General features: G+C 51.6%; 23 protein-coding genes. 4 read left to right on the top strand and 19 right to left on the bottom strand.

The window, feature by feature from the left end; translation table 11 throughout:
• Positions 1-91 precede the first annotated feature (91 nt).
• The 15 genes from JRI46_07725 to JRI46_07655 form a co-directional block, all read right to left on the bottom strand.
• Positions 92-268 carry a hypothetical protein gene (locus JRI46_07725; GenBank protein ID MBW2039467.1) on the bottom strand — a complete coding sequence of 59 codons (177 nt, stop codon included), beginning with the start codon at positions 266-268 and terminating at the stop codon, positions 92-94.
• A gap of 122 nt (positions 269-390) precedes the next feature.
• A complete protein-coding gene (locus JRI46_07720; GenBank protein ID MBW2039466.1) occupies positions 391-786 on the bottom strand; it encodes a hypothetical protein in 396 nt (131 codons plus the stop codon).
• A 586-nt stretch (positions 787-1372) separates the two neighbouring features.
• The gene (locus JRI46_07715; protein ID MBW2039465.1) at positions 1373-1783 is read right to left on the bottom strand and encodes a F0F1 ATP synthase subunit epsilon; all 411 of its coding nucleotides are present in this window, start codon (positions 1781-1783) and stop codon (positions 1373-1375) included.
• A gap of 8 nt (positions 1784-1791) precedes the next feature.
• Complete coding sequence (gene atpD / locus JRI46_07710; GenBank protein ID MBW2039464.1) at positions 1792-3204, bottom strand: F0F1 ATP synthase subunit beta; 1413 nt, start codon at positions 3202-3204, stop codon at positions 1792-1794.
• A gap of 28 nt (positions 3205-3232) precedes the next feature.
• A complete protein-coding gene (gene atpG / locus JRI46_07705; GenBank protein ID MBW2039463.1) occupies positions 3233-4096 on the bottom strand; it encodes an ATP synthase F1 subunit gamma in 864 nt (287 codons plus the stop codon).
• Positions 4097-4111: 15 nt separating this feature from the next.
• On the bottom strand, positions 4112-5620 hold the full coding sequence (locus tag JRI46_07700) for a F0F1 ATP synthase subunit alpha (protein ID MBW2039462.1): 1509 nt from the start codon (positions 5618-5620) through the stop codon (positions 4112-4114).
• A 6-nt stretch (positions 5621-5626) separates the two neighbouring features.
• Positions 5627-6169, bottom strand: a complete 543-nt coding sequence (atpH, locus tag JRI46_07695) for an ATP synthase F1 subunit delta (protein MBW2039461.1) — start codon at positions 6167-6169, stop codon at positions 5627-5629.
• On the bottom strand, positions 6166-6642 hold the full coding sequence (gene atpF, locus JRI46_07690) for a F0F1 ATP synthase subunit B (protein MBW2039460.1): 477 nt from the start codon (positions 6640-6642) through the stop codon (positions 6166-6168). Before atpF ends, atpH begins: the two co-directional genes overlap by 4 nt.
• Positions 6643-6663: 21 nt before the next feature.
• Positions 6664-7092, bottom strand: a complete 429-nt coding sequence (locus JRI46_07685; GenBank protein MBW2039459.1) for an ATP synthase F0 subunit B — start codon at positions 7090-7092, stop codon at positions 6664-6666.
• Between the two features lie 162 nt (positions 7093-7254).
• On the bottom strand, positions 7255-8361 hold the full coding sequence (locus JRI46_07680; GenBank protein ID MBW2039458.1) for a tetratricopeptide repeat protein: 1107 nt from the start codon (positions 8359-8361) through the stop codon (positions 7255-7257).
• A 13-nt stretch (positions 8362-8374) separates the two neighbouring features.
• Positions 8375-8584: a hypothetical protein gene (locus JRI46_07675; protein ID MBW2039457.1), complete on the bottom strand. Its 210-nt coding sequence runs from the start codon at positions 8582-8584 to the stop codon at positions 8375-8377.
• Between the two features lie 21 nt (positions 8585-8605).
• Entirely contained in the window at positions 8606-9877 is a 1272-nt protein-coding gene (locus tag JRI46_07670) for a formate/nitrite transporter family protein (GenBank protein MBW2039456.1), read from the bottom strand.
• 18 nt (positions 9878-9895) lie between these two features.
• On the bottom strand, positions 9896-10522 hold the full coding sequence (locus tag JRI46_07665) for a response regulator (GenBank protein ID MBW2039455.1): 627 nt from the start codon (positions 10520-10522) through the stop codon (positions 9896-9898).
• A complete protein-coding gene (locus JRI46_07660; protein ID MBW2039454.1) occupies positions 10494-10895 on the bottom strand; it encodes a response regulator in 402 nt (133 codons plus the stop codon). The genes JRI46_07665 and JRI46_07660 overlap by 29 nt, the downstream gene beginning before the upstream one ends.
• The gene (locus JRI46_07655; GenBank protein MBW2039453.1) at positions 10888-12813 is read right to left on the bottom strand and encodes a cache domain-containing protein; all 1926 of its coding nucleotides are present in this window, start codon (positions 12811-12813) and stop codon (positions 10888-10890) included. The genes JRI46_07660 and JRI46_07655 overlap by 8 nt, the downstream gene beginning before the upstream one ends.
• A gap of 280 nt (positions 12814-13093) precedes the next feature.
• On the opposite strand from JRI46_07655, the gene polX reads away from it, so the two are divergent.
• Genes polX through rbsK form a run of 3 tightly spaced genes read left to right on the top strand, consistent with a single transcriptional unit; the run spans position 13094 to position 16760 of the window.
• Positions 13094-14821 (top strand): DNA polymerase/3'-5' exonuclease PolX, encoded by a 1728-nt coding sequence (gene polX / locus JRI46_07650; protein MBW2039452.1) that lies wholly within the window; start codon positions 13094-13096, stop codon positions 14819-14821.
• 50 nt (positions 14822-14871) lie between these two features.
• Positions 14872-15855 carry a nucleoside hydrolase gene (locus tag JRI46_07645; protein ID MBW2039451.1) on the top strand — a complete coding sequence of 328 codons (984 nt, stop codon included), beginning with the start codon at positions 14872-14874 and terminating at the stop codon, positions 15853-15855.
• Entirely contained in the window at positions 15837-16760 is a 924-nt protein-coding gene (rbsK, locus tag JRI46_07640; protein ID MBW2039450.1) for a ribokinase, read from the top strand. Before JRI46_07645 ends, rbsK begins: the two co-directional genes overlap by 19 nt.
• A 57-nt stretch (positions 16761-16817) precedes the next feature.
• Here the strand turns inward: rbsK and JRI46_07635 are convergent, their stop codons facing one another.
• Both JRI46_07635 and JRI46_07630 read right to left on the bottom strand, forming a co-directional pair.
• Positions 16818-17411, bottom strand: a complete 594-nt coding sequence (locus JRI46_07635) for a hypothetical protein (GenBank protein MBW2039449.1) — start codon at positions 17409-17411, stop codon at positions 16818-16820.
• A gap of 201 nt (positions 17412-17612) precedes the next feature.
• Entirely contained in the window at positions 17613-18995 is a 1383-nt protein-coding gene (locus tag JRI46_07630; GenBank protein MBW2039448.1) for an FAD-binding oxidoreductase, read from the bottom strand.
• 285 nt (positions 18996-19280) lie between these two features.
• On the opposite strand from JRI46_07630, the gene JRI46_07625 reads away from it, so the two are divergent.
• Positions 19281-20360 (top strand): GGDEF domain-containing protein, encoded by a 1080-nt coding sequence (locus JRI46_07625; protein MBW2039447.1) that lies wholly within the window; start codon positions 19281-19283, stop codon positions 20358-20360.
• A gap of 117 nt (positions 20361-20477) precedes the next feature.
• Here the strand turns inward: JRI46_07625 and JRI46_07620 are convergent, their stop codons facing one another.
• Together JRI46_07620 and JRI46_07615 are read right to left on the bottom strand one after the other, a co-directional pair.
• Complete coding sequence (locus JRI46_07620; protein ID MBW2039446.1) at positions 20478-21671, bottom strand: hypothetical protein; 1194 nt, start codon at positions 21669-21671, stop codon at positions 20478-20480.
• Positions 21672-21688: 17 nt separating this feature from the next.
• Positions 21689-22540 (bottom strand): MoxR family ATPase, encoded by an 852-nt coding sequence (locus JRI46_07615; GenBank protein MBW2039445.1) that lies wholly within the window; start codon positions 22538-22540, stop codon positions 21689-21691.
• Positions 22541-22839: the final 299 nt, after the last annotated feature.

The following is a 22839-nucleotide window of genomic DNA, read 5'->3' as shown; positions in this document are numbered from 1 at the left end:
CATTGTTGTGACTGGGGCTCCCTGGATTACGGCTGCAAGGCCTCCGACAAGAATAAAATCGACACCTGCCTCTAACAGCCCCTCCAGAACTTCACCTAGGCTTGCGCTCCTTGGCTTTCTGCCGCCTGTAGGCATCTCTCAACTCCTGAATTGTGCGAAAGGCGTTGTCGTTGGCCTGCAGTCGCTCCTCGGGCGACATCCTTAAGAACATGGTGACTAATCCCCTGTCCACATAGGATTGCCTATCAATTTTTGTTTCCTCAGACATGCTATGCCCTCTTTTGAACTATGAATTCTCAATTAGCCTAACGACTAAGCTCACCTGCCCGAAAAGGTGCAGCCTTTGAGGGTCAGGTGGAGCACCTTGTTCGGCTTCATCGATTTGCTGGTTCACATAATACCCATCTCTTTCGCCATCTTCTTGGTGAGAACCATGCCGTTTGGCAGTTCGACGAAAGTGAGGGAATCGGAGATATCCAGGGTGCAGAGACCTTCTTGTCCTATGTGGATCTTGCAGACTTTCTCTATCTCACTGGCACGGGCTGCGACTGTCGTTTTTTTGCTACCGAAAAAACCACATATCGCATCCGGTGGCAGATAGTTGGGATTATTCTTATCAAACAGGAAGTTCAAGCGAGCAATAACATAGACAACGGCAGACGCCCAGACTTCTTTTTTCCCCCCCGTGATAATGTAGTTGCGCTTCTTACCAATCTGCTCCCACAGCTTGAAAACGAACCCCGATAGTTCCAGAGACAGATGTTGCTTCGAAAACTCCTCCAGCAAGGCTAGAACCTCCTGAATACGTCTTAGCTTTTTTGCTTTCGTATCCATTATTTGTTCTATCTCCGTTTTTTAGCCGAACAATTAATATATGAAATTCCGGTTTGCTCTCGATGTAAATACATTATAGCATATGTTAAGCATGGTGGGAAGAAAAAAACCTTTAAAAATCAAGTTGAGAGGATATACTACGTCGTATTTTTCGGTAATATGGACTAAAAGCGAAATTCGTATAATATGGGAAATCTGTCCAATAAAGCCAAAGTGACTCTGCCGGAGTTCCAGAAGTTTCTTCTGAAACTAGCGCAGAAGAAATCATTACTCATGTCGTCCTTCTTTTTCACCACATGCCTCCCCTACCGAAACCATCAATGTCAAAATATTTAAGGACATCCCTCCTTTCTCTCTTGATCCCCCTTTATAAAAAAGGGGGAATAAGAATATCTTCCCCCCTCAATCGCTCGACTGAGCCTTCGGTCCGAGCTCAGGCCGAGGGCTCGCGACGAAGTCCTCTCCCCGAGGGGAGAGGAGTCATTGATATTTATTTACGAGGTACTTTTCTCTTTACTCGACCCCTGGAACCCTTTCTTCATCTCCTCTGACTTGCCACCGTTAACCTGTTTATGGCCCGTTCCAAGGCCCCCATAGCCGCATAAAACTCCATATCCTCAGGGCTGAGTTGCTTCAACCTCTCCTCGGCCCTCTCCTTGGCCCTTTGGGCCCGATCCACGTCTATTTCTTGTTCCAGTTCTGCGGCCTCGGCCAAGATGGTGACCCTATCGGGGAGGACCTCCACAAACCCCCAAGTCACGGCAATATACCTCTGCTCCTTGCCCGTACGGTACACGGTCTCCCCCACCTTGAGGGTGGTGAAAAAGGGGGTATGTCCCGGTAAGACCCCGAACTCCCCCTCCACTCCAGGGGCTGTGATCTCCTCTACCTCCTGGCTCAAGACCAGTCGATTGGGGGTTACCACCTCCAGCAGGAAACTCGCTGCCATAAGTCCTCTTACTCCGCAGCCTTCATTCTTTCCGCCTTTTCCAGGGCCTCCTCGATGGTTCCCACCATATAGAAGGCCTGCTCGGGGACATCGTCGTGCTTCCCCTCCACCAACTCCTTAAATCCCTTAATGGTATCAGCCAGCTTCACATATCGACCGGAGGTACCGGTGAACTCCTCGGCCACGAAGAAGGGCTGTGAGAGGAATCTCTGGATTTTTCTGGCCCTCGTCACGATCAGTTTGTCCTCTTCGGAGAGCTCGTCCATGCCAAGGATGGCAATGATGTCCTGCAGGTCTTTGTACTTTTGCAGAATCATCTGGACCTCCCTAGTCACCGAATAGTGCTCCTCCCCCACTACCTGGGGATCGAGGATCTTGGAGGTGGAGTCCAGGGGGTCTACCGCCGGATAGATCCCCAGCTCTACGATCTGCCGGGACAGCACGGTGGTGGCGTCAAGGTGGGTGAAGGTGGTAGCGGGGGCGGGGTCGGTCAGGTCATCCGCCGGCACATAGATGGCCTGAACCGAGGTGATGGATCCGTTGGTGGTGGAGGTGATCCTCTCCTCCAATTCCCCCAAGTCCGTGGCCAAGGTGGGTTGATAGCCCACTGCTGAGGGCATCCTCCCCAGCAGGGCCGAGACCTCGGAGTTGGCCTGGGTGAAGCGGAAGATGTTGTCGATGAACAAGAGGACGTCCTGCCCTTCCTCGTCGCGGAAGTACTCGGCAGCAGTCAAGGCCGATAGCCCCACCCGTGCCCTGGCCCCAGGGGTCTCGGTCATCTGACCGAATACCAGGGCCGCCTTATCCAGAACCCCCGATTCCTTCATCTCCAGCCAGAGGTCGTTCCCCTCCCTGGTCCTCTCCCCCACACCTCCAAAGACGGAGAATCCACCATGCTCGATGGCGATGTTGTGGATGAGCTCCATGATGATCACTGTTTTGCCGACCCCGGCCCCACCGAAGAGCCCGACCTTACCGCCACGGGGGTACGGCTCCAGGAGATCTATGACCTTGATCCCCGTTTCAAAGAGTTCCACCTTGACATCCTGATCCCCAAAGGAGGGGGCAGGGCGGTGGATGGGATAGCTTTTCTCCGTAGTCACTGCCCCCCCCTCGTCAACGGGTTCTCCGATCACGTTGAGGATCCGACCCAGTACCTCCCTGCCCACAGGCATCGCGATGGGGGTGCCGGTGTCGATGGCCTTCATCCCCCTGATCAAACCGTCGGTGGTGTCCATGGCGATACACCTCACCGTATTCTCACCAATGTGTTGGGCCACCTCCACCACTAAGTTCCACTCCTTGTCGCTTATCCTGGGGTTGGTGACCTTGACGGCGTTATAGATGGTGGGGAGGTCACCCTCTTCGAATTCGATGTCGATTACCGGCCCGATTACCTGTACGATTTTCCCTTCTTTCATCTTCCCCTTTGTCCTCCTTGCTTTTTTGCTACTTCAAGGCCTCTGCCCCGGCCACGATCTCCATCATCTCCTTGGTGATGGCGCTCTGGCGCGCCTTGTTATACATGAGTGTGAGCTTTTCGATCATCTCCTGAGCGTTCTCCGTGGCGGCGTCCATGGCAGTCATCCTCGCCCCGTGTTCCCCTGCCATCGATTCCAGTAGGGCCCGATATATCTGGACCTCTACATACCTGGGCAGCAGTTCGGAAAGGATGACGTCGGCCGAAGGTTCGTAGATGTATTCCACAGGGTAATAATCGGGTTCTACCTCCAGGGGCTCTATGGGGAGGAGATCCTTGACCATCACCCATTGGACCAGGGGGGAACGAAACTCATTGTAGACCAGAAAGACCCCATCAACGGCCTCACCAATATAATCCTCCACCACATCCTTGCCGATGACTGCGGCCGCCTGGTAATCGATCTCTCGAAATCTGTCCACGTAATCCCTGATGATGGGGACCCCCCTCCTGCGGGAGTAGTCCAGCCCCTTTCTCCCCACAAGGGTGAGGGAGATCTCCGCATATAACTGGCGGTTTTCCCGGAAGAACCTCTCCACCCTCCGGAAGATATTCTGGTTGAAGCTCCCGCACAGCCCGCGATCGGTGGTGATGACCACCAACTCCACCTTCTTCATCTCCCGGCGGACCAGCAAGGGGTGGGCCCCGGGATCAGTCCTGAGGCTCAGACTCTGCAAGACCTCCCTCATCTTATCGGCATAGGGACGGGCCTCGATGATCCTCTCCTGGGCCCGCCTCAACCTAGCTGCGGCCACCATCTTCATGGCCCGGGTGATATGCTGGGTGCTTTTGATACTGGTAATCCTTCTGTGCAGAGCCTTGAGAGTAAGCATCTACGGTAACTCCTTTTAGGGGACAAATACCTCCTTGAACTCCCCCAGGGCCTGCCTGATCTCTTTGTCCAGCTCTTCATCCAGCTCATTTTTTTCGTCGATCTCCTTGAAGAGCTCCGGGTGCTTGTCCTCGATGAACTTATACAGCTCATCCTCATACCTTTGCAACACATGCACTGGGTAGTCCTCCAAGAAGCCGTTGACCCCGGCATAGATGACCAAGATCTGATTTTCCACCGGCAGGGGTTGATATTGACCCTGTTTCAAGACCTCCACCAGGCGCTCACCCCTGGCCAGTTGGGCTTGGGTCGCCTTATCTAGATCGCTCCCGAACTGGGCGAAGGCCGCCATCTCCCGGTATTGGGCCAGGTCCAACCGCAGGGAGCCGGCCACCTGCTTCATCGCCTTGATCTGGGCATTTCCGCCGACCCGGGAGACGGAGAGCCCCACATTGATGGCGGGCCTGATCCCGGAATAGAAGAGGTCAGTCTCTAAATAGATCTGGCCGTCGGTGATGGAGATGACGTTGGTGGGGATATAGGCGGATACGTCCCCGGCCTGAGTCTCGATGATAGGCAGAGCAGTAAGGGAGCCCCCTCCCAATTTGTCATTTAGCTTGGCCGCCCGTTCCAACAGACGGGAGTGGAGGTAGAAGATATCACCTGGATAGGCCTCCCGGCCAGGGGGTCGACGCAACAGCAGCGACATCTGGCGATAGGCCGCGGCGTGCTTGGAGAGGTCGTCATAGATACAGAGGGCGTGCCTGCCAGTATCGCGAAAGTGCTCCCCCATGGTGCAGCCGGCATAGGGGGCGATGTATTGCATTGGGGCGGGCTCGCTGGCAGTGGCCGAGACCACAGTGGTGTACTCCATGGCCCCATAATGCCTGAGCCTATCCACCACCTGGGCGACCGTGGACTGTTTCTGGCCGATGGCCACATAGATGCAAAAGACATCCTTCCCCTTCTGGTTGATGATGGTGTCCATGACCAGGGCGGTTTTGCCCGTCTGACGGTCTCCGATGATGAGCTCCCTCTGTCCTCTCCCTATGGGGATCATGGAGTCTACGGCCTTTATCCCCGTCTGAAGAGGTTCCTTCACCGGGAGTCTCCAGACAACCCCGGGGGCCTTCTCCTCGACGTTGCGATACTCTTTGGCCTCAATGGGCCCCTTGCCGTCGAGGGGCTGGCCCAGTGGGTTCACCACCCTGCCTATCAGGGGTTCGCCCACGGGGACCTGCACAATCCGGCCTGTCCTCTTCACCACGTCCCCTTCCTTCACATTGCGGTCCTCTCCCAAGAGGGCTGCCCCCACATTGTCCTCCTCCAGGTTGAGGACTACCCCCATGATCCCGTGGGGGAACTCTAGGAGCTCCCCGGCCATGGCCTTTTCCAGACCATAGATCCTGGTGATCCCGTCCCCCACTGAGAGGACCACCCCGGTCTCGCTCACCTCCACCCTCTTATCATAGTCCTTGATCTGCTTCTCGATGATCTCGCTTATCTCTTCTGCCCTTATCTGCATCTCCTATCACCCCTTTGCTAAGGTTTCTTTAAATCTCTCCAATTGGGTCTTGACACTTCCATCATATATCATTCCTCCGATCTTCGCTACCACCCCCCCGATGAGGGAGGGATTCCTCTCTACCTCCATGATCACCTTTTTCCCTACCAACCCCTCCAACCCTTGGGTCAACTCCTGCAATTTATCCTCGGAGAGGTCATAAGCGGTGACCAGGAGGACCCGTGCCCTGCCAGCGGCCTCGTCCACCAGCTCTTGGTATATGGAGGCGATGTCCGGCAGGTATCTCATCCGGTTCTTATCCACCAGGATGTGAAGAAAATTGGTGGTGATGGGACTCAGACCCAACCTATTTCCTATCTCCTTGATGATGGCCTGGCGTCGGGGGATGCCGAAGGTGGGGTTGATCAAGACCTCCCTCAACTCCTCCTCCCCCTGGAAGAGGGAGGTGAAGGCATCGAGTTCTTCCCAATACCTTTCGTATTTGCCATCCTGCTGCCCGATATTCATCAGGGCCTTGGCATACCTCCGGGCGATCTTTTTGTTGATCAATGCAACCTCCTTACCCGCTCTATATATTCGTCTACCAATCGCTCATGGTCAATCGGTTGCAGGTGCTTTTTCAACAGGTCTTCGGCCAGCTGCACTGTCATGGCAGCCATCTCCTCCTTCAACCTCAATTTGGCCATCTTCAGCTCTTGTTCGGCGCTGATGCGGGCCTGTTCCTTAATCTTCTCAGCCATTATCTTGGCCTCCTGGATGATCTTCTCCTTCTCCTTTTCCCCCTCCTTTACCAATGCCTGGCGGAGCCGTTCAGTCTCCTGATCCAATCCTTTTAGCCTCTCCTCATATTCTCGATATCTCTTCTCCCCCTCCCCTTTGGCCCTCTCGGCCTCTTCCAAGGCCCTTTTGATCGACTCCTGCCTGCTCTCCAGATAGGAGCCCAAGGGCCTTTTCAGCACCTTATAGAGGAGGAAGACCAGTACCGCAAAGTTGACCACCTTCCACAACAGATCCCACCACATGTCCTGCTGACCTCCTCTCCTTTACTGAAGGCTTCTGCCCAGGATCTTCTCGGCTATCTCCTTTGCCATGTCCCCCCGTCCCCTCTCCAGTTCGGCGAGGACCTGCTTGCTCTCCACCTCGATCTGGGCCTTTATCTTGGGAATTTCTTCTTCTATCTCCTTTTGGATCTTTCCCAGCATCAGACTCCCCTCTTGTGCCCCTGCATTCTGGATACGCCCCTTCTCCTCCAGGGCCTGAAGCCTTCCCTTGTTCAGCCCCTCCTCAAACTGGAGGCGCCTGTGCTCTGCCTCCTCATGGAGCCTGTTAGCCTCCTCCTCATCCCCCTGGATCTTGGCCCGGCGTTCCTCTAGAAACCTCAGGACTGGCTGGAATAAGATTTTGTTCAAGATGAGCATCAGGATGATGAAAAGGCCAGCCTGGATAAACAGACTGTTATTGATGTTGATCACGCCTTTGACCCCCTATAGATTTATTTAGGTGGATCTGGAGATGAGCTTACCCCCCACCTAGTCGTTTATCAATAGGAAAAGGTAAAGATAATTATTTACCCGAAAAGGCGGATTAATGCAAGCCCCAAATCCCTTTTTTTCTCCGACAGGCTACGTATCTCCTTACGGGAGGTTCAGGGGCAGTGAGACCTCCCCTTGGGGGAAATCGCCCCCCAGCTGGCGATACTCCCTTCGCACCTCTTCTAGGGAGACCTCCTCCTCCCTGCGGAAGAGTAACTGGAGGAGGTGGCAGTGGCACCTTTCCAGCCGAAAGGGGTGGGCCTCGGCGATCTCCCAGGCCTCCTGTAGCATCCTGTTGGCTTCGGCAACCTCCCCCCGCAAAAGGGCGAGCTCCCCCTTGCCCAAGAGGGTGTAGATCATGCCCCGCTGATCCCCCGTGGCCTGGAAGATGGCCTCAGCAGCCTGAAAGTCCCCTAATGCCTTCTCACCCCTTCCCACCATCTTATAGGCCGTCCCCTCCCCCCAGAGGGTGTAGGCATAGCTGATGCGGTCTCCTATCTCTTGATAGAGGACCGTGGCCTGTGAGAAGTAACCGAAGGCCCTCTCAAATTCGCCGCCCATGCGGTGAGCATTGGCCATCCCGCAGAAGGAATAGGCTGTCCCGAAGGTGTCTTCGATCTCCTTCAGGGTATTATGGGCCCGGGTGTAATAGACGAGGGATTCCCGATAATGGCCCATGACCCTGGAGACCCCCCCCAAGCCGCACGATGAGTAGCCCACCCCCGTTGGGTCTTCCGTCCCCTCAAAGAGGGAGAGGGCCTCCTCAAAGGACATCTTGGCCCGTCGGAGGTCGCCGGCGATCCGCCATAGCCCTCCCATGGCCCACAGGGTGAAGGCCTCCCCCTCGGGGTCATCCCATTCCTCGTAGATATGTCGAGCCCGTTCCAGGTGCCTTCTGGCCCCTTCCACCTCACCCAGCCCCCTCATGCTGAGTCCCAGTCCCACCAAGGTATCGGCCACCTCCAGTTCGTCCCCTCCCTCCTGCGCCAAGAAAAGGGCGTGGCGGAAGTTTTCCTGGGCGGCAGTGAAGTTTCCGACCATCCGTAGACAGTCTCCTATCTTCTGGTGACACCTCAGGCGCCCCAGGAGGGTCTCCTGGGGGTAGTGGGCCAGGGCGGTCCGATATGCCTCCAGGGCCTCGGTGAAGTGACACCTGAACCTCTCCTGTTCCCCTCTTTGGAAGTACCTATCCCCTTCTTCTCTGCTCATCTCTCTACCCCTTTCAGAGGAGAGGCGGGGATGCGGCGCAGGTGTTCGGAGGCCTCCACCAGCTATTGCACATATTCCACCTCCCCCTGGACTTCCTGCGGATGATCTCCTCGATCTCCTCCGCTGCCTTCGGGGAATCGATCTGGATGCAAAAGGTTTTTGGGGAGGAACTGCTATCTCGGGGGAGAGGCCGAGAAGCTGGATCCCTCCCCCAGGAGGCCATCGGAGACGACCTAAGAAACTCTCAGCCGCTTATAGATTTAGACGGTCTGAGATAGGCACCCCAATAACTCATTCCCACAAATACCCCGCCACCAATTATGTTGCCTATAGTTACGGGCAGCAGATTCTTCCACAAAAAACTGATCCAGCTAAGGGAACCTGGGTCAAAAGCGGCCGGACCAGCAACTCCCGCCCAATGGTTCAAGAATATTCCGGTTGGAATGAAGTACATATTGGCAATACAGTGCTCAAAGCCAATGGCAACGAATGCCATGATGGGGAAGTAGATGGCGAATATTTTGCCGATGGTCTGGCGAGCAGCGAGGGCCATCCAGACGGCCAAACATACAAGCCAGTTGCAGCCGATCCCGCGAACAAGCGCTTCGATGAAGCCGAGGTTGACCTTTGTAAAGGCTATACCAACGGCAGCGGCACCTAGCGCTCCGTTGCCAGTCTTCCATAGCCCTGAGAAATAAAAAACCAGCGCCAGGACAATCGATCCAATAAAGTTGGCAACATAAACGAGCGCCCATCTCTTTGACATTGTGCTGAGAGTTATTTCTCTTGCCATGACACTTGATACCATCAGGTTGTTGCCGGTGAATAACTCCGACCCTGCTATGACAACAAGCATCAGACCGAGGCTAAAAGCTGACCCCGCCAAGAACTTCTTAAAACCAATGCCTACCTTAGCAGCTAGGTCAAAGGTCACGGTTGTTGAAAGGAGACCTCCAAAACCGATGTATGTTCCGGCCAAAATACCCAGTACAAAAACGGTGAGCCACGGTGAGGTCACCTTGCCTACGCCCACGGTTGACGCGACAGTCTCTGCGATTGTCTTCGGCGCCTTGTCTTCTATAGATGGCACAGGAAATTCCACGGACTTTATGATCCTCTCGAATCGCCCTATTGCCTTTTTCTCTTCTGTTACTTTGCGTTTCACCGCCTTCTTGACGGCCTCGACTATCTCCTCTGGGGTAAACGGTTTGGCGACGTAATCCATTGCCCCTCGCTTCATGGCCTCGGTCGCCCGGCCAACAGTCGGGTAGCCGCTGATCATAACCACAACGGAATCAGGTGAACGTCGGTCGAGTTCCTCTACGACATCCATTCCATCGAAACCCGGCATCTTCCAGTCGCACAGAATTACATCAAAAGATGAATCTGAGACGAGCCTGAGGCCTTCCTGAGGACTCGTGGTACAAACAACCTGAAAACCCTCGTCCGAAAATATCCTGCGGCATGACTCCAGCACTATCTCTTCGTCGTCGATGATAAGCATTCTCTCAGCCATTGCGTTACCTCCTTAAGATTACCAAATTTCGGCGCTAAGCCGCTGTTCAAGCCAGCGTCTTTGAGTTGGTGTAAGCGGACCAACATGTTTTTCTATCCACGAAATATCACCGGTTAACAGGGCGAGTTTCTCAGGACCTGTCAGATCGTATTCGTCGAGGGCATCTGCCCCATGATAGAGCAGCTTGGCGATGAATTCGCTATCGGATGCGGCCCGCTCCAGAACCTTGATCATCTCCTCCTTGTGAATCAGGACCTGTTCCTCAGGGGGTTTGGTAGCGGCTATATCAAGTGCTGAGGCCACTGCCTTGAGCAGTTGATCAGGGGTAAATGGCTTTTCTATATAATCTGCTGCACCAAGTTTCATGGCCTGTACTGATGACTGGACTGAGGCGTAACCGGTGATCATAACCACAGGGAGGGATGGTTTGGCCCTCTTAACATCCCTTAAGACCCTCATACCTCCAATGTCCGGCATGCGGATATCGGTCAGGACAATGTCGTATTGTCTCTGGACAGCCCAGTCGAGCCCCTGCCGGCCACTCAGCGACACGTCAACATCATAATTCTCCTCCTTAAGTATCTTACTGACACTGTCTAAGACTATCTGTTCGTCATCAATTACCAGGGCTTTCTTTTTTCCCATGGCTTTCCTCCTTTTGAATGACCTGGCGGATTGTTTCGAGAAGTTCGTCAGGTGTGAATGGTTTGGCAATAAAGGCGGCAGCTCCCATTTTAACACTATCGGCGATCGTCTCCGGGGTAGGATAACCGCTCATGACTATAATGGATATCTCCGGCCATGTTTTTTTAACTTCTCCCATGAGATAAATACCATTGCGCTCAGGCATCTTCACGTCTATGAGCAGAAGATCAAAATCGTCATTTTTCATTGCCTCCAGTGCCTCATCAGCACTCGGGACAAGGTAGACCTCAAAGCCCTCGGCCTCGAGGACGTGCCTGCAGCTATCGAGGACGATAGCTTCGTCATCTACAACCAGTATTTTTATGTTATTCACTATGCTCCTCTACTGGAAGCCAGATGGTAAAAGTACTCCCACGGCCAACCTCGCTCTGAACCCGAATTGTCCCCCCGTGTCTCTGTACGATCCCAAGCGAAACTGAAAGGCCAAGCCCGGTACCCTGACCCACCTCCTTTGTAGTAAAAAAGGGATCGAACAATTTGTCAAGATTCTCCTGTGGTATACCACAACCAGTATCAGCGATGGTAATCTCAACACCCCTCTGATCGGCTTTGCTGGCAGATATGCTGATACCGGTAGACACAGTGATCGTGTCACCCGGCTCCGTGGCATCAAGGGCATTGATAATTATATTTATTAACACACTTTGCAACTGACTGCGGTCCAGGGTAAGCATAGGTAAATTTTCCCCTGGATTGAATTTTATACCTACGCCTTTTATAAGCGCCTGGTTTTCCATCGGTAAAACGGCGGTACGGACAAGTCGATTTACGTCCGTTGGCTCCTGGTCGAGTTTTGTCTGACGTGAGAAATCAAGCAGACCCTTAACAATCTTCCTGACCCGTTCTGTGGACTCGGCTATTGTTTGAAGATCAGACCGAATCTCATCTCCTATATCCTTGCGTCGCAGCAACATATGAGTAAATGTCAATACACCTGTTAGAGGGTTATTTATCTCGTGAGCAACACCTGCTGTAAACCTGCCAACGCTGGCCAGTTTTTCAGACTGAAGGAGCCGGTTTTGGGCCGCTGCCCTCCTGCGTCCCATAGCTGCAACCATATCCTTAAAGGTATTTTGCAAGACACCTATTTCGCCCTTTGATATCGGACCAATCTCCGGCGTTAGACTGCCCTCGGAAACCTGTTGGCTGCCCTTTACCAACCGGTGCACCGGACCCATGATCTTGTTTGCCAAGATGTATCCCAGCACTACCGCCAATGCCATGCCAACCACAGTTATAAGTACGAAGACAGAAAGGGCTTCCCTCCGAACGGCTGCGTACTTCGCTTCCAGAACCCCGACATAAAGCATTCCTACTCTTTCACCAAAAATGTCCTCGATGGGCTCGTAGGCCGTGATGTACCAGTCGCTTACAACAAAGGCACGGTCTATCCACTTCTTGCCCTCTGTGAGGACATGTTCTTTCACCTCTTTCGAGACCCGCGTTCCAATCGCCCGTTTCCCGTCGGGGCTTAGGACATTTGTTGAGATGCGGATGTCATTGAAAAAGATGGTAGCTGTTCCTATACTGCGGTCCTTGTATGTTTCGTGCTGGAAGACCGTGTCACGCACTGTGTCAACTATCTCTTGACTTTTGTTAAGGAGAACTCCGCCATAAAGAACACCGAGCAGGTCATCACCGTCCAAGACCGGAATGGCAGCCGCAAGCGCCATTCCAGAGGTTTCCTCCTCTTCTTCTCTCGGGGCTGCCCTCGGTGTGGGAAGCAACTGGATTCTGGCTCGATCGGCGAGTTCAGGGTCCTCAGAAGATAAAAACTCATTGGTCATGACAACGGTCCCTGAGATGGCAACCCTGCGTTTGAGTGCTAAGTTTGCTATAGGGTTGCCAGTCTGAACCGTTTTCTTTGGTATGGAATTAGGTCCGATGCGACATAATGTTGTCCCCTTGTTCGTAACTATACCGGCGAAATCCAACTCGGCGTGCTGAGCTAGACGCCTGAGTCGATTGACAAGTTCCGGGGCATCGTGCCTCTTAAGCGCTGAGCGAAATTCAAATCCCAGCGTGGTGATGTTGAGGGAAACTTTCACACTATTGATACGGTTAAGGTATAGCTCACGGGCGGCATTCAGGTCTAACCTGACGCGGTTTGTTGCCTCGTTAAGCACAGCTTTGTAAAGGAGCTGGACACCAATAAATAGAGAAACAGCACCAACCAGGAAGGAAACCCCTAAAAAACTTGCTATGAGTTTGGATCTGGTTGAGTAAAACAATTTATGGCCCTTACGTTAACGAACCATGCGCACCACCGAGAACTTGCCAACTAAGGAAAATACAAACTATCTAGTTTCGTGAATCAAAAAGACAGTATATTTTCCTACCCGCTTCCAAGAAGTATTGTAAACCATATAAAAAATCATAAATCTTGTCAAGAAAGCAGGGAAGACGGGAATGGTAGGGGAGATGGAACCCAGTCTTCTGGAGTTTGAGGGGATGTTCCCCTCTTGAAAACTCGCTTTGAAGGATGTACTCTTTAAAAGGAGGCTGAGAGAGATGGGCAAAAATACGACCCTGTGTAAGATCTTCTCGCAGATGGCCGATACCCTCGATTTCCTCGGGGAGAACCCATTTAAGATAGCGGCCTACAAAAAGGCCTCGAGAGTGCTCGAAGATTACCCCACTGATGTGGAAGAGGTCTATCAGGGAGGTGGTATCTCGGCCCTGACCACCATCCCGGGCATTGGCGAGCGGATAGCGAAAAAGATCGCCGAGTTCCTCGAGACCGGGCACATGCATAAATATGAGGAGATGATCTCTCAGGCGCCTCAAGACCTTCTCAAGTTGATAGACGTTCAGGGCATTGGCCCCAAGACGCTGAAACTTTCCTATGACCGATTGGGCGTCAGGAGCGTGCAGGATTTTAAGCGGGTCCTTGACAACGGCTCCCTGGCGAAACTTCCAGGCATGGGGGACAAGAAGGTTGAGAACATAAAGAAGGGGTTCAAACTCTACGAGAAGATGAGCGAAAGGATTCCCCTCGGCCTCGCCTTCCCTATTGTTCAGGAGACGGTAGAGGAGATGGAACAACTCCCCCAGGTGAGGTCCATCTCGGCGTGCGGCTCCTTCAGGAGGATGAAGGAGACGGTGGGTGATATAGACATCCTGTGTACAGGCGATGACGGAGGCAAGATCATAGATCACTTCGTCCACTTGCCAGGGATCACGAGGATACTGGCTGCGGGGGAGACCAAAGGATCAGTCATTGTCGGCGATCGCTATCAAGTGGACCTCCGTGTCGTCCCCACAGGGTCCTACGGAGCAGCGCTGCAGTACTTCACCGGTTCCAAACAGCATAACATCCACCTGAGGACCATTGCCAAAGGCCTGGGCCTCAAAATCTCCGAGTACGGGGTCTTCAGGGAGCAGCAGCCAGTGGGGGGCCAGGAGGAAGAGGACGTATATCGTGCCCTCGGACTGCGCTGGATTGACCCTGAGCTTCGTGAGGATTTAGGAGAAGTGGAAGCTGCTGCAGCGGACAGACTGCCGCTGTTGATTCAATATGGAGATATCAAAGGGGACCTCCATGTTCATTCAAACTATTCAGACGGCACAGGGACCCTTGAGGAACTGATGGTCGAGGCGCAAAGGCGCGGCTACCAATATATCGCGGTCTGCGATCATTCGCGCAGCGCCAAATATGCGCGGGGGCTCGAAGTGGAAAAACTGATGGAGAAGGTCGAGCGCATCAGAAAGCTCAATGAGGGCTCTACCGGGACAAAGCTTCTGGCCGGCACTGAAGTGGATATTATACCCAATGGGTCGCTCGATTATCCCGACGAAGTATTGAAGGAACTGGATTTCGTCGTCGCCGCGATCCACTCGTGGCGAAAGGACCAGGACGTAACTGAGCGGATCCTAAAGGCAATGGAGAACCCCTATGTCCATGTCATAGCTCATCCCACAGGGCGCCTCATTTCCACACGGGAGGGATATCATGTAGATGTAACCAGAATAATAGAGAAGGCAGCTCAAACGGGGACAGCCTTGGAGGTCAACGCCTACTATGATCGCCTTGACCTCAGCGACATTAACGTGCGCAGGGTAAAGGGACTCGGGGCCAAGGTGACCATTGGAACGGATGCCCACAATATCGGGCAACTTTGGATGATGGTGCTGGGGGTGGGTGTAGCGAGGCGTGGATGGTGTGAGCGCTCAGACGTGCTCAATACCTGGGACTATGAGCAGATCATCGAATGGACGAGACAGAAAGGCAAGAGATAAACAAGGAAGCAGTTGCCTGAAGAATGTTTTAAACCGTTAGTACTTTGGCCATGGGAAAGCATGTGGTGATCGACACAGACCCTGGGGTGGATGATGCCCTCGCCCTTTTGTTGGCGCTGCATTCGCCTGAGCTTCAGGTTGAGGCCATCACCACAGTGAACGGCAATGTCCCCGTCGAGCAGGCGACAAAGAATGCCGCCCTGCTCCTCGATCTTGTGGGTCCCAAGCTTCAGCCGATCTTAGCTAGAGGGGCAACACAACCTTTGGAAAAGGGGCTGACCACGGCACAGTCTGTCCATGGCTCGGATGGTCTGGGGGAATTGAATCGCTTCAAGAACCCGGATGGAAGCCCCAGATACCCCGATCCAGAGATGCCCCAGGATCTGCCAAATGCCACCGAAGTGCTGTTGGATCTTTTAAAGCGTTACCCTGATGAACTAAGTCTCATCACCTTGGGGCCGCTGACGAACCTGGCAGAGGCCCTCCTGACAGACGAAAATTGTGTGAAGCGTCTGCGAGAAGTCGTCATCATGGGCGGATCAATCGGGGTCCCTGGAAACATCACCCCTGCGGCGGAGTTTAACATATTCGTAGATCCCCATGCCGCGCAGCGTGTACTGAAATCTGGCCTTCCCATCACATTGGTTCCCCTCGATGTGACCGAAAAGGTCTGCTTGGGACCAATGGAAATCAAAACCCTTGCTCAGGCCATGGACGAGCCCCTGGGCAGGTTCCTCTCCGATGCCACAGCTAAAGTCATGGAATATATGAAGCAGATACATGGGATGGCAGCGATTTTCCTCCATGACCCCTTAGCAATTGGGGTGGCGATCGACCCCTCCATGGTCAAGACGACCCCCCTTCACGTAGATGTCGAGACACACGGAGACATCACCAAGGGGATGACCCTTGCTGATCTTCGCCCGATCAGGGACGATCTAAAGCAACCGCCAAACCTCCACGTGGCCCTGGAGGTGGATGTTGAACGGTTCCTGACATTCTTTCAGGATCGCCTATGCCCAAGGTCGTGGTGATTGGTTCGGCCAATGTGGATCTCACCGTCCGGGTGGACCGCCTACCCCAATTGGGGGAGACGGTATCTGGAGGTGAATTCTATACCTCTTTTGGAGGAAAGGGAGCCAATCAGGCTGTGGCTGCCTACAAAGCCGGCGCTGAAGTCAGATTTTTGGCCAAGGTGGGCTGTGATCAAAACGGAGACGCCATCGTAAAGCACCTTGAGGCCCTCGGGCTCACTTCTGAGGGGATTCTGCGAGATGAATCTCACCCTTCAGGTGTTGCCCTCATCATGGTGGATCAAAGGGGCAACAATGCCATCGCCGTGGCCCCCGGTAGCAACAGGGATCTAACGGAAGAGGACGTCCACCGCGCCGAGCCCCACATTGCATGGGGCGAAGTGCTCTTGATCCAACTCGAAGTCCCCACGCTCACGGTCAGAGAAGCCTTGCGGTTGGCCAAGACTCATGGTCTTGTGACCATCTTGAACCCTGCACCGGTCCGTCCGTTACCAGAGGAGATTCTCTGCCTCGTTGATGTCCTCACCCCCAATGAAGTGGAGGCCGGGCTCCTCACCGGAATCAGGGTTGGGGACCTGAACGAGGCCACCCGGGCCCCCAGGAAGCTCCTAAAAACCGGTGCCGGGCAGATGATCGTGACGCTGGGGGAAAGGGGGGCCTGCTGGGTTCAAAGAGATCGCGTGCAAAGCTTTTCCTCCTTCCCTGCGGCGGCAGTGGATTCCACGGCCGCAGGGGACGCCTTTAATGGGGCTCTGGCCTGCGCATTGGCCGAGGGGCAGCCCATGCAAGAGGCTATCTATTTCGCCAATGCTGCTGGAGCCCTAGCTGTGACGCGGAAGGGGGCCCAAGACTCGCTTCCCACAAGAGAAGAGATCACAAACCTCCTTATGCAGTCTCAGGGATAGGACCTGGAATAAAGGCTCTACCTCCGTGGGGACCCTTCTGAATTGGGAAGGAAACTGTCAATGGAAACGGGAAGTGTCACCGGTCTTTGAAAAAAAGAGGTTCGACTGCAAAACATCTTTCATCATGGCGGTAACGTACGACGGTTTCTCGTTGTTCATCCAACCAGGAGCGCCACCATTCCAGATGTATCCGATTAGTTGACCAAAGCCCTCCCTGCTGAACTGGTAGTCACCTATAGTGATACGAGATGATCGGGATTCAAAGAGAAAAGGGAGCACCTTTTTGGTGGCATAGGCCTGAATCATAGCTTCCACGATTGGCTGATTTTTATGGCCATCTGGCCTCTGTTTAAATTCCTCAGGCTTTATTGGGAAGGGAAATCGGCGGTACACATCGCCGATGAATCCCTGATAATTGACACCGTGGATCGCCCCCATCAGGTCACCAATCGCATCGGCCTCTTCTATGACGTAGGCATCGAATTGGGTGTGATAGTCATCGGCTATCTGCGTCTGGACGAAGTTGCTGACAAGTTTGCAAAAAGTGTCGGCAAACAAAAAATAGTGATTCAGTAAGATCATATCAACATCAATGTTAAAAAAGCCAAAGGCAATAGTTCCTCTGTTGAGTGTTTCAAATGCTAATGGCATCTGTAAAGTTCACCTTTGGTATTAACATGGTGTTTCATCATCTTTTCGGATCAAGGCGCGAAAGATTTTTTCCCATCCCTTTGCAGAATCCATGAAGATCCACCTTTTTGGCTAGGGATTGCCATTACTAGTAAATACACACTGTTCAACACAGTGGTAAGTTTACAATAACTACACCGAAAACACCTGTGGACAATCTCCTCATATTTCATCCACATTGACCTCCCAGTTTCCAGGATTCATAATTCCATTGGGATCTAAGAGCTTTTTGACTCTCTGTATCAGTTCAGCAGTATTTGGATTCATCCGCTCCATTGCTAATCGTTGTGCTCCTACCTCACCCTTCCATACCATACCCCCTAACTCAAAGGTCAGCCTGTTTGATTCCTCCAAGGCCTTCCTCGTTCTTTCACCATCCTCCTCATCAGCCCTGTTAAAGGAATAGTTAAAACCGAACATAATGCTGGGGCCGGTTAAAACCTGGTGCACATAGGAACAGAACATTCCATATTTATGAGCAATCTCTATCCCCTTTCTCCATGCCTCTGGAACTTTATCTATGGGCAATATTGCACCGGTATATTCAAAACCCCCACCCTTTCTAAAATCTGCAGCCAGAGCGGCCAAAGGGGGCACATCCAGGAACCTTTTTCTAAGTGCTGGATGTAGATCTTTCACAAATTGTATCTTGTCTCCTCCTTTAAATTCCCGGAATAAGTTCTTGTAAATGTCTTTCTTAAGCCCAAGCTCCTCTTCAAAATGGGCAGATACAATGATGATAAAAAAGACATGATTCATCCAATCTGGCTTCTCCTGGGTTATAAGAAAGAAATCCTCCAGTAAATCGAGTTGGGTAACCTCACCTATGGCATCTGGTATTAAATCGATATCATCTGTGGAAAAGGCCAATACCTCTCTGTATTTTGGTCTAGGATAGAGCCTTATAGAGAGTTTTGTTACAACTCCGGTTGTACCAAACCATCCAATAAAGAGGCCTGTTAAATCTGGAAGAGGCCCTCTTGTAAACCAATACGGACTAATAGAGCACGATCCTATCTTGCATACATCACCTGTAGGGAGCACTACTTCCATCCCATTTATCATCTCCGAGTTAATCCCATATCGTGGTGAAAGATGACCATGCCCTTGAATGAGGGCATTTCCAACAACGGTGACAGTAGGGGGTGCCTCCGGGGTTGAGTGTTGAAGATGCGGATAATTTTTCTCAAGATAAGACTTTAGGACAGCCTGAGATACACCTGCTTCAACGACCGCGTATCTGTTGATCTCATTTACTTCAATGATCTTATCCATCCTTTTCATATCCAAGACAATCCCACCTTTATTAGGTACCACCAAAGCCGATAGGGTAAAACCACCACCGAGTGGAGTAATCGGAACCTTCTCCTTATTGGCTAAGATTACTACCTCTTGCACTTCCTCAACCGTCTTGGGCATAACAACATAGTCAACCTTTCGAGGATGTTGTGCCCCTGAGTCTCGAGAATAGATAAAAAGTTCTTCGGGCTGATTTGAAACATGATTTTCCCCCACGATGTTAATCAACGACCTGTAAATATCCATAAGGCCTCCGTTGTTTTTTAGTTCTACAGATTAAATCATTTTTCTCTTACCGTTTCAATGAAAACCCGTACCATCTGATCAACTTCAGCCGCTGACCACCTCCGTGAACCAAATTCACGATTCAAGCCCTGATCCCTCATCTCCCCTTATTGCGGGGATATCGTGCGGCAGTAACACTCAGCAATAAATATCTATTGCTAAAATTGATCCTATATAGTATTTTTCTAACAACGTGTGTTACGAAAAAACATACTAGATTTCCTATCCAATCGCTGATCTTTAGGTATGGATAATTTCAAAAAGATCACTGAAACGTTAAAAATAAACCAGGAAATCTCCCGAAAATTTTTTGAGATCGAAACAAATATCTTATCGATCCTCAATTTCAAGGATCTTTTTGAAAGGCTGCTTACCGAAATCCAAGAAAAAATCGGGGTTCCCTTCGTCTGGATTTCAATGATCGACAAGAGTGATGTATCAAATCTCATTCAGGAATTGGCGTACTCGGAAACCCTCAAGGAACGCCTGAACCTCATAGACAAAGGAATATTTTTACGCCTTATACAGAACAGCACAAAGCCTATACTTATTAATGACCGTTTAGACCCCCTCTATAAGCTCTTCCCACAACACTGGAAATATCCTATCAGGTCCCTTGCAATAGCGCCTTTGACCCTTGACGGTGAAGTAATCGGCAGTCTAAATCAAGGTGACTATTCCGAACGGCGCTTCACGCCCGGTATGGATACAAGTCTGCTTGAGCAGCTTAGCATTAAGGTCTCCATTTGTCTGTCGAATGTGATGGCTCACGAACAACTGAAATGGCTTGCATACAGGGATCCGCTAACTGGATTGCTCAATCGTCGAATCATGGCAAGGGGGCTGAAACGGGAGTTCAAACGGGCCGAGCGTTATGGAACATCTCTATCGTTGGTATTCCTCGATTTGGATGATTTTAAGATAGTGAACGACCGATATGGCCATGACCTGGGTGATAAGTTACTGAGATACGTTGCAACGCATCTGATAGAGATGAGTCGCGAAATCGACATCGTTGCGAGATTTGCAGGGGATGAGTTTGTCATTATTTTGCCTAATACAACCTTTAAGAATGCCCGCAAATTTGTGGACCGTCTCCAGAGCTTTTTTCTAAAACACCCGATAAACGTTGGGGTGATATCTATACCAATTTCTATCAGTTCTGGAATAGCCACCATTGAGGACAAAGCAATCACCGACGAGGCATCTCTCTTAAAGAAAGCAGACCAAATGCTTTATCAGGCCAAGGAACGCAAGAAAAAGAAGAAAGATGGTGTCCTTTCCCCCCGCCCTCGTAAGACTAAACGATTATTCGAGAACATGTAACATACCTACTTCTCCAGGCATTTTGCCAACCTAATGTCTTCATGTCTCTAAGAAAAAGAGGTATTGATAAGGAGCTAGATGTGGCTGCGATAGTGCCCTCGATCTCGTGAGCAACGATCAATTCTTACGCATCAGATGGGCAACCGCCTTTTCCAGCCCATCGAGGGTCAGCTCAAACATGGGAAAGATCTCACGGATAACGCCGATAGTGTGGGTGTATTTCCATTCAAAAACTGGTACCGGATTTAACCAAACAGAGTGGGGAAAGGTTTGGGCTATAAAATCCAGTCGCTCAATGCTGGGTTTTCCTGACCGCTCGTCAAAATAGATGGAACCATTGTAAACGGTGAGTTCATAGGGGGCCATGCTCGCATCACCCACGATGATGAACCGTGTTTCCGGGTCAAGCCGCACCAGTTCATCAACAGGAATGGGCTTGTAATACCGCTGAGGATCCTCCCATAAGTACTTGTATATTGTGTTGTGGAAGAAGAAGGTCTTGAGATCCTTGAACTGCGCCCGGGCATAATTGAAAAGGGTTTGTACCACACCAACATAAGGCTCCATAGACCACCCACCGTTGTCAATGGCCAGTATAACCTTCAATCGGTTTCTAAGGCTCCGTTCAAAGACGATCTCTATCTCACCTGCATTCTTTACGGTCTGGTAAATGGTCTCGCTTATGTTGACCCTGTCCTTGGGCCCAACAGGCACCATGTGTCTCAACCGTTTCAGTGCCTCACCCATCTGGGACTGAGTCAGGGGACCTTGTTGAGAGTAGTCGCGGTACCTTCTATCCATGGCCACCTTAACGGCCGACTTGTTCCTGGATATTCCTCCAACCCTCATTCCTCCGGGATGGTATCCAGAATGTCCCACCGGTGATGTCCCACCGGTACCAATCCACTTACTGCCTCCATGGTGTGCCTCGGTCTGCTCTTTTAGCCGCTCAAGAAAGTAATCAATCAGTTCATCAGGGCTCAATTTGCCGAGCTCGGATTCATCAATTCCGAGGATATCAGCGAGCATTTTAGGATCCTTTAACCACTCCTCAAGCAAGGTCCGGGCTATCTCAGATAATTCGAATCGATCCGGTTCCTTCAGCTCAACACCCTGGAAGTGATGAGCAAACACCTGGTCGTAGAGGTCAAAATAACGCTCGCTCTTCACCAAGATCGCACGGGCCCCGGTGTAAAAATCATCAACTGAATTGACCAGCCCCATACCCAAGGCCTTGTGCAGCCGTAAGAAGGCGGTGGGTGTTACCGGTATGCCTACTTTTCGCAAAGTGTAGAAAAAATCAATGAACATTCTTCTTTCCTGCTCTGCTAGATCCTAAAACGGCCTACAGCCTTTTGGGCAACGAATAAATCGGAGCTCTTTTTGAACAGCACCCCCAAATACGGGACGTGCCCTTTGATCAGGTTCTTGATCTTAAAGTCGGGATCAGACCTCAGGGCCCTGATCCAATTGATAAGCTCCCTGGTGGCAGGCCTTTTCTCAATGTTTTTGATTTCCCTGAGGCGGTAAAGGGTTTGAACAGCACTGTTGAGCAGTTCCTTATCGATATCAGGGAAGTGCACCTGTACAATCCCTCTCATCATTTCAGGCTCTGGAAAGGCGATGTGGTGGAAATTGCAGCGACCTAGAAAGGGGTCGGAGAGGTCCTTCTTTGCATTTGAGGTAATGATCACTATTGGCCGGTTCTTCGCCTTTATGGTTTTATCGATCTCGATAATATCGAATTGCATCTGGTCCAATACATCGAGCATATCGTCCTGGAAATCGGTATCGGCCTTATCAATCTCATCTATCAACAGCACTACCTTTTCATCCGATACGAAGGACTGTCCGATTTTGCCCATCCTGATATACTCTTCAATGTTACTGACATCCCTCTTGGAATCTCCAAATCGACTATCATTCAAGCGGGTCAGTGTATCGTACTGGTAGAGACAATCTATAAGCTTCATGCTCGATTTGACGTTGAGGACAATCAGCCTCATGTTGAGAGCCTCAGCAATGGCGTGTGCCAACATAGTCTTGCCGGTGCCGGGTTCCCCTTTGAGCAAAAGAGGCATCTCCAGGGCTATGGAGATGTTGACGATCTGGGCTAATTCCTCATCAAGTACGTATTTCGAGGCACCGACAAACTTCTTTAATTGATTCCCTTCGTTCATATCCCCGCTCCTTTAGAAGATTTATTTTTTCATGCAGACTCAGTATCGTATAACCATTGATAAATATTATTATAGCAACTTTGCTTGTGCAATTCAACACAAACCTTAGGTTTAATGTAATACCTCAGTCTTGGGGGGATGGGCTTCAAAGGGCCTCTTGTCCCCGAGCGAAGTTGCTGGGAGCAGTGGGGCACCCACCGAGGGTGAGCAGGAAGGGGAAAGCCCCGCCTTTAGAGCGGGGAAGGGGCAAGTATTCCCCGCCTGCGAACCCCGAAAGGGTCACCGCGAAAGCTCTGAAG

The organism is Deltaproteobacteria bacterium, from assembly GCA_019308925.1.
GTDB lineage: Bacteria > Desulfobacterota > B13-G15 > B13-G15 > RBG-16-54-18 > JAFDHG01.
This window is presented reverse-complemented; position numbering and strand designations above follow the sequence as displayed.

Coding starts and splice junctions, on each gene's coding strand:
- JRI46_07635 (MBW2039449.1), bottom strand. CDS start 17,411: ATGCCATTAGCATTTGAAACACTCAACAGAGGAACTATTGCCTTTGGC.
- JRI46_07620 (MBW2039446.1), bottom strand. CDS start 21,671: ATGTTCATTGATTTTTTCTACACTTTGCGAAAAGTAGGCATACCGGTA.
- polX (MBW2039452.1), top strand. CDS start 13,094: ATGGGCAAAAATACGACCCTGTGTAAGATCTTCTCGCAGATGGCCGAT.
- JRI46_07715 (MBW2039465.1), bottom strand. CDS start 1,783: ATGGCAGCGAGTTTCCTGCTGGAGGTGGTAACCCCCAATCGACTGGTC.
- JRI46_07680 (MBW2039458.1), bottom strand. CDS start 8,361: ATGAGCAGAGAAGAAGGGGATAGGTACTTCCAAAGAGGGGAACAGGAG.
- JRI46_07615 (MBW2039445.1), bottom strand. CDS start 22,540: ATGAACGAAGGGAATCAATTAAAGAAGTTTGTCGGTGCCTCGAAATAC.
- atpF (MBW2039460.1), bottom strand. CDS start 6,642: ATGTGGTGGGATCTGTTGTGGAAGGTGGTCAACTTTGCGGTACTGGTC.
- JRI46_07630 (MBW2039448.1), bottom strand. CDS start 18,995: ATGGATATTTACAGGTCGTTGATTAACATCGTGGGGGAAAATCATGTT.
- JRI46_07625 (MBW2039447.1), top strand. CDS start 19,281: ATGGATAATTTCAAAAAGATCACTGAAACGTTAAAAATAAACCAGGAA.
- JRI46_07645 (MBW2039451.1), top strand. CDS start 14,872: ATGGGAAAGCATGTGGTGATCGACACAGACCCTGGGGTGGATGATGCC.
- rbsK (MBW2039450.1), top strand. CDS start 15,837: ATGCCCAAGGTCGTGGTGATTGGTTCGGCCAATGTGGATCTCACCGTC.
- atpG (MBW2039463.1), bottom strand. CDS start 4,096: ATGCTTACTCTCAAGGCTCTGCACAGAAGGATTACCAGTATCAAAAGC.
- atpD (MBW2039464.1), bottom strand. CDS start 3,204: ATGAAAGAAGGGAAAATCGTACAGGTAATCGGGCCGGTAATCGACATC.
- JRI46_07665 (MBW2039455.1), bottom strand. CDS start 10,522: ATGGGAAAAAAGAAAGCCCTGGTAATTGATGACGAACAGATAGTCTTA.
- JRI46_07675 (MBW2039457.1), bottom strand. CDS start 8,584: ATGGCCTCCTGGGGGAGGGATCCAGCTTCTCGGCCTCTCCCCCGAGAT.
- JRI46_07725 (MBW2039467.1), bottom strand. CDS start 268: ATGTCTGAGGAAACAAAAATTGATAGGCAATCCTATGTGGACAGGGGA.
- JRI46_07700 (MBW2039462.1), bottom strand. CDS start 5,620: ATGCAGATAAGGGCAGAAGAGATAAGCGAGATCATCGAGAAGCAGATC.
- JRI46_07670 (MBW2039456.1), bottom strand. CDS start 9,877: ATGGCTGAGAGAATGCTTATCATCGACGACGAAGAGATAGTGCTGGAG.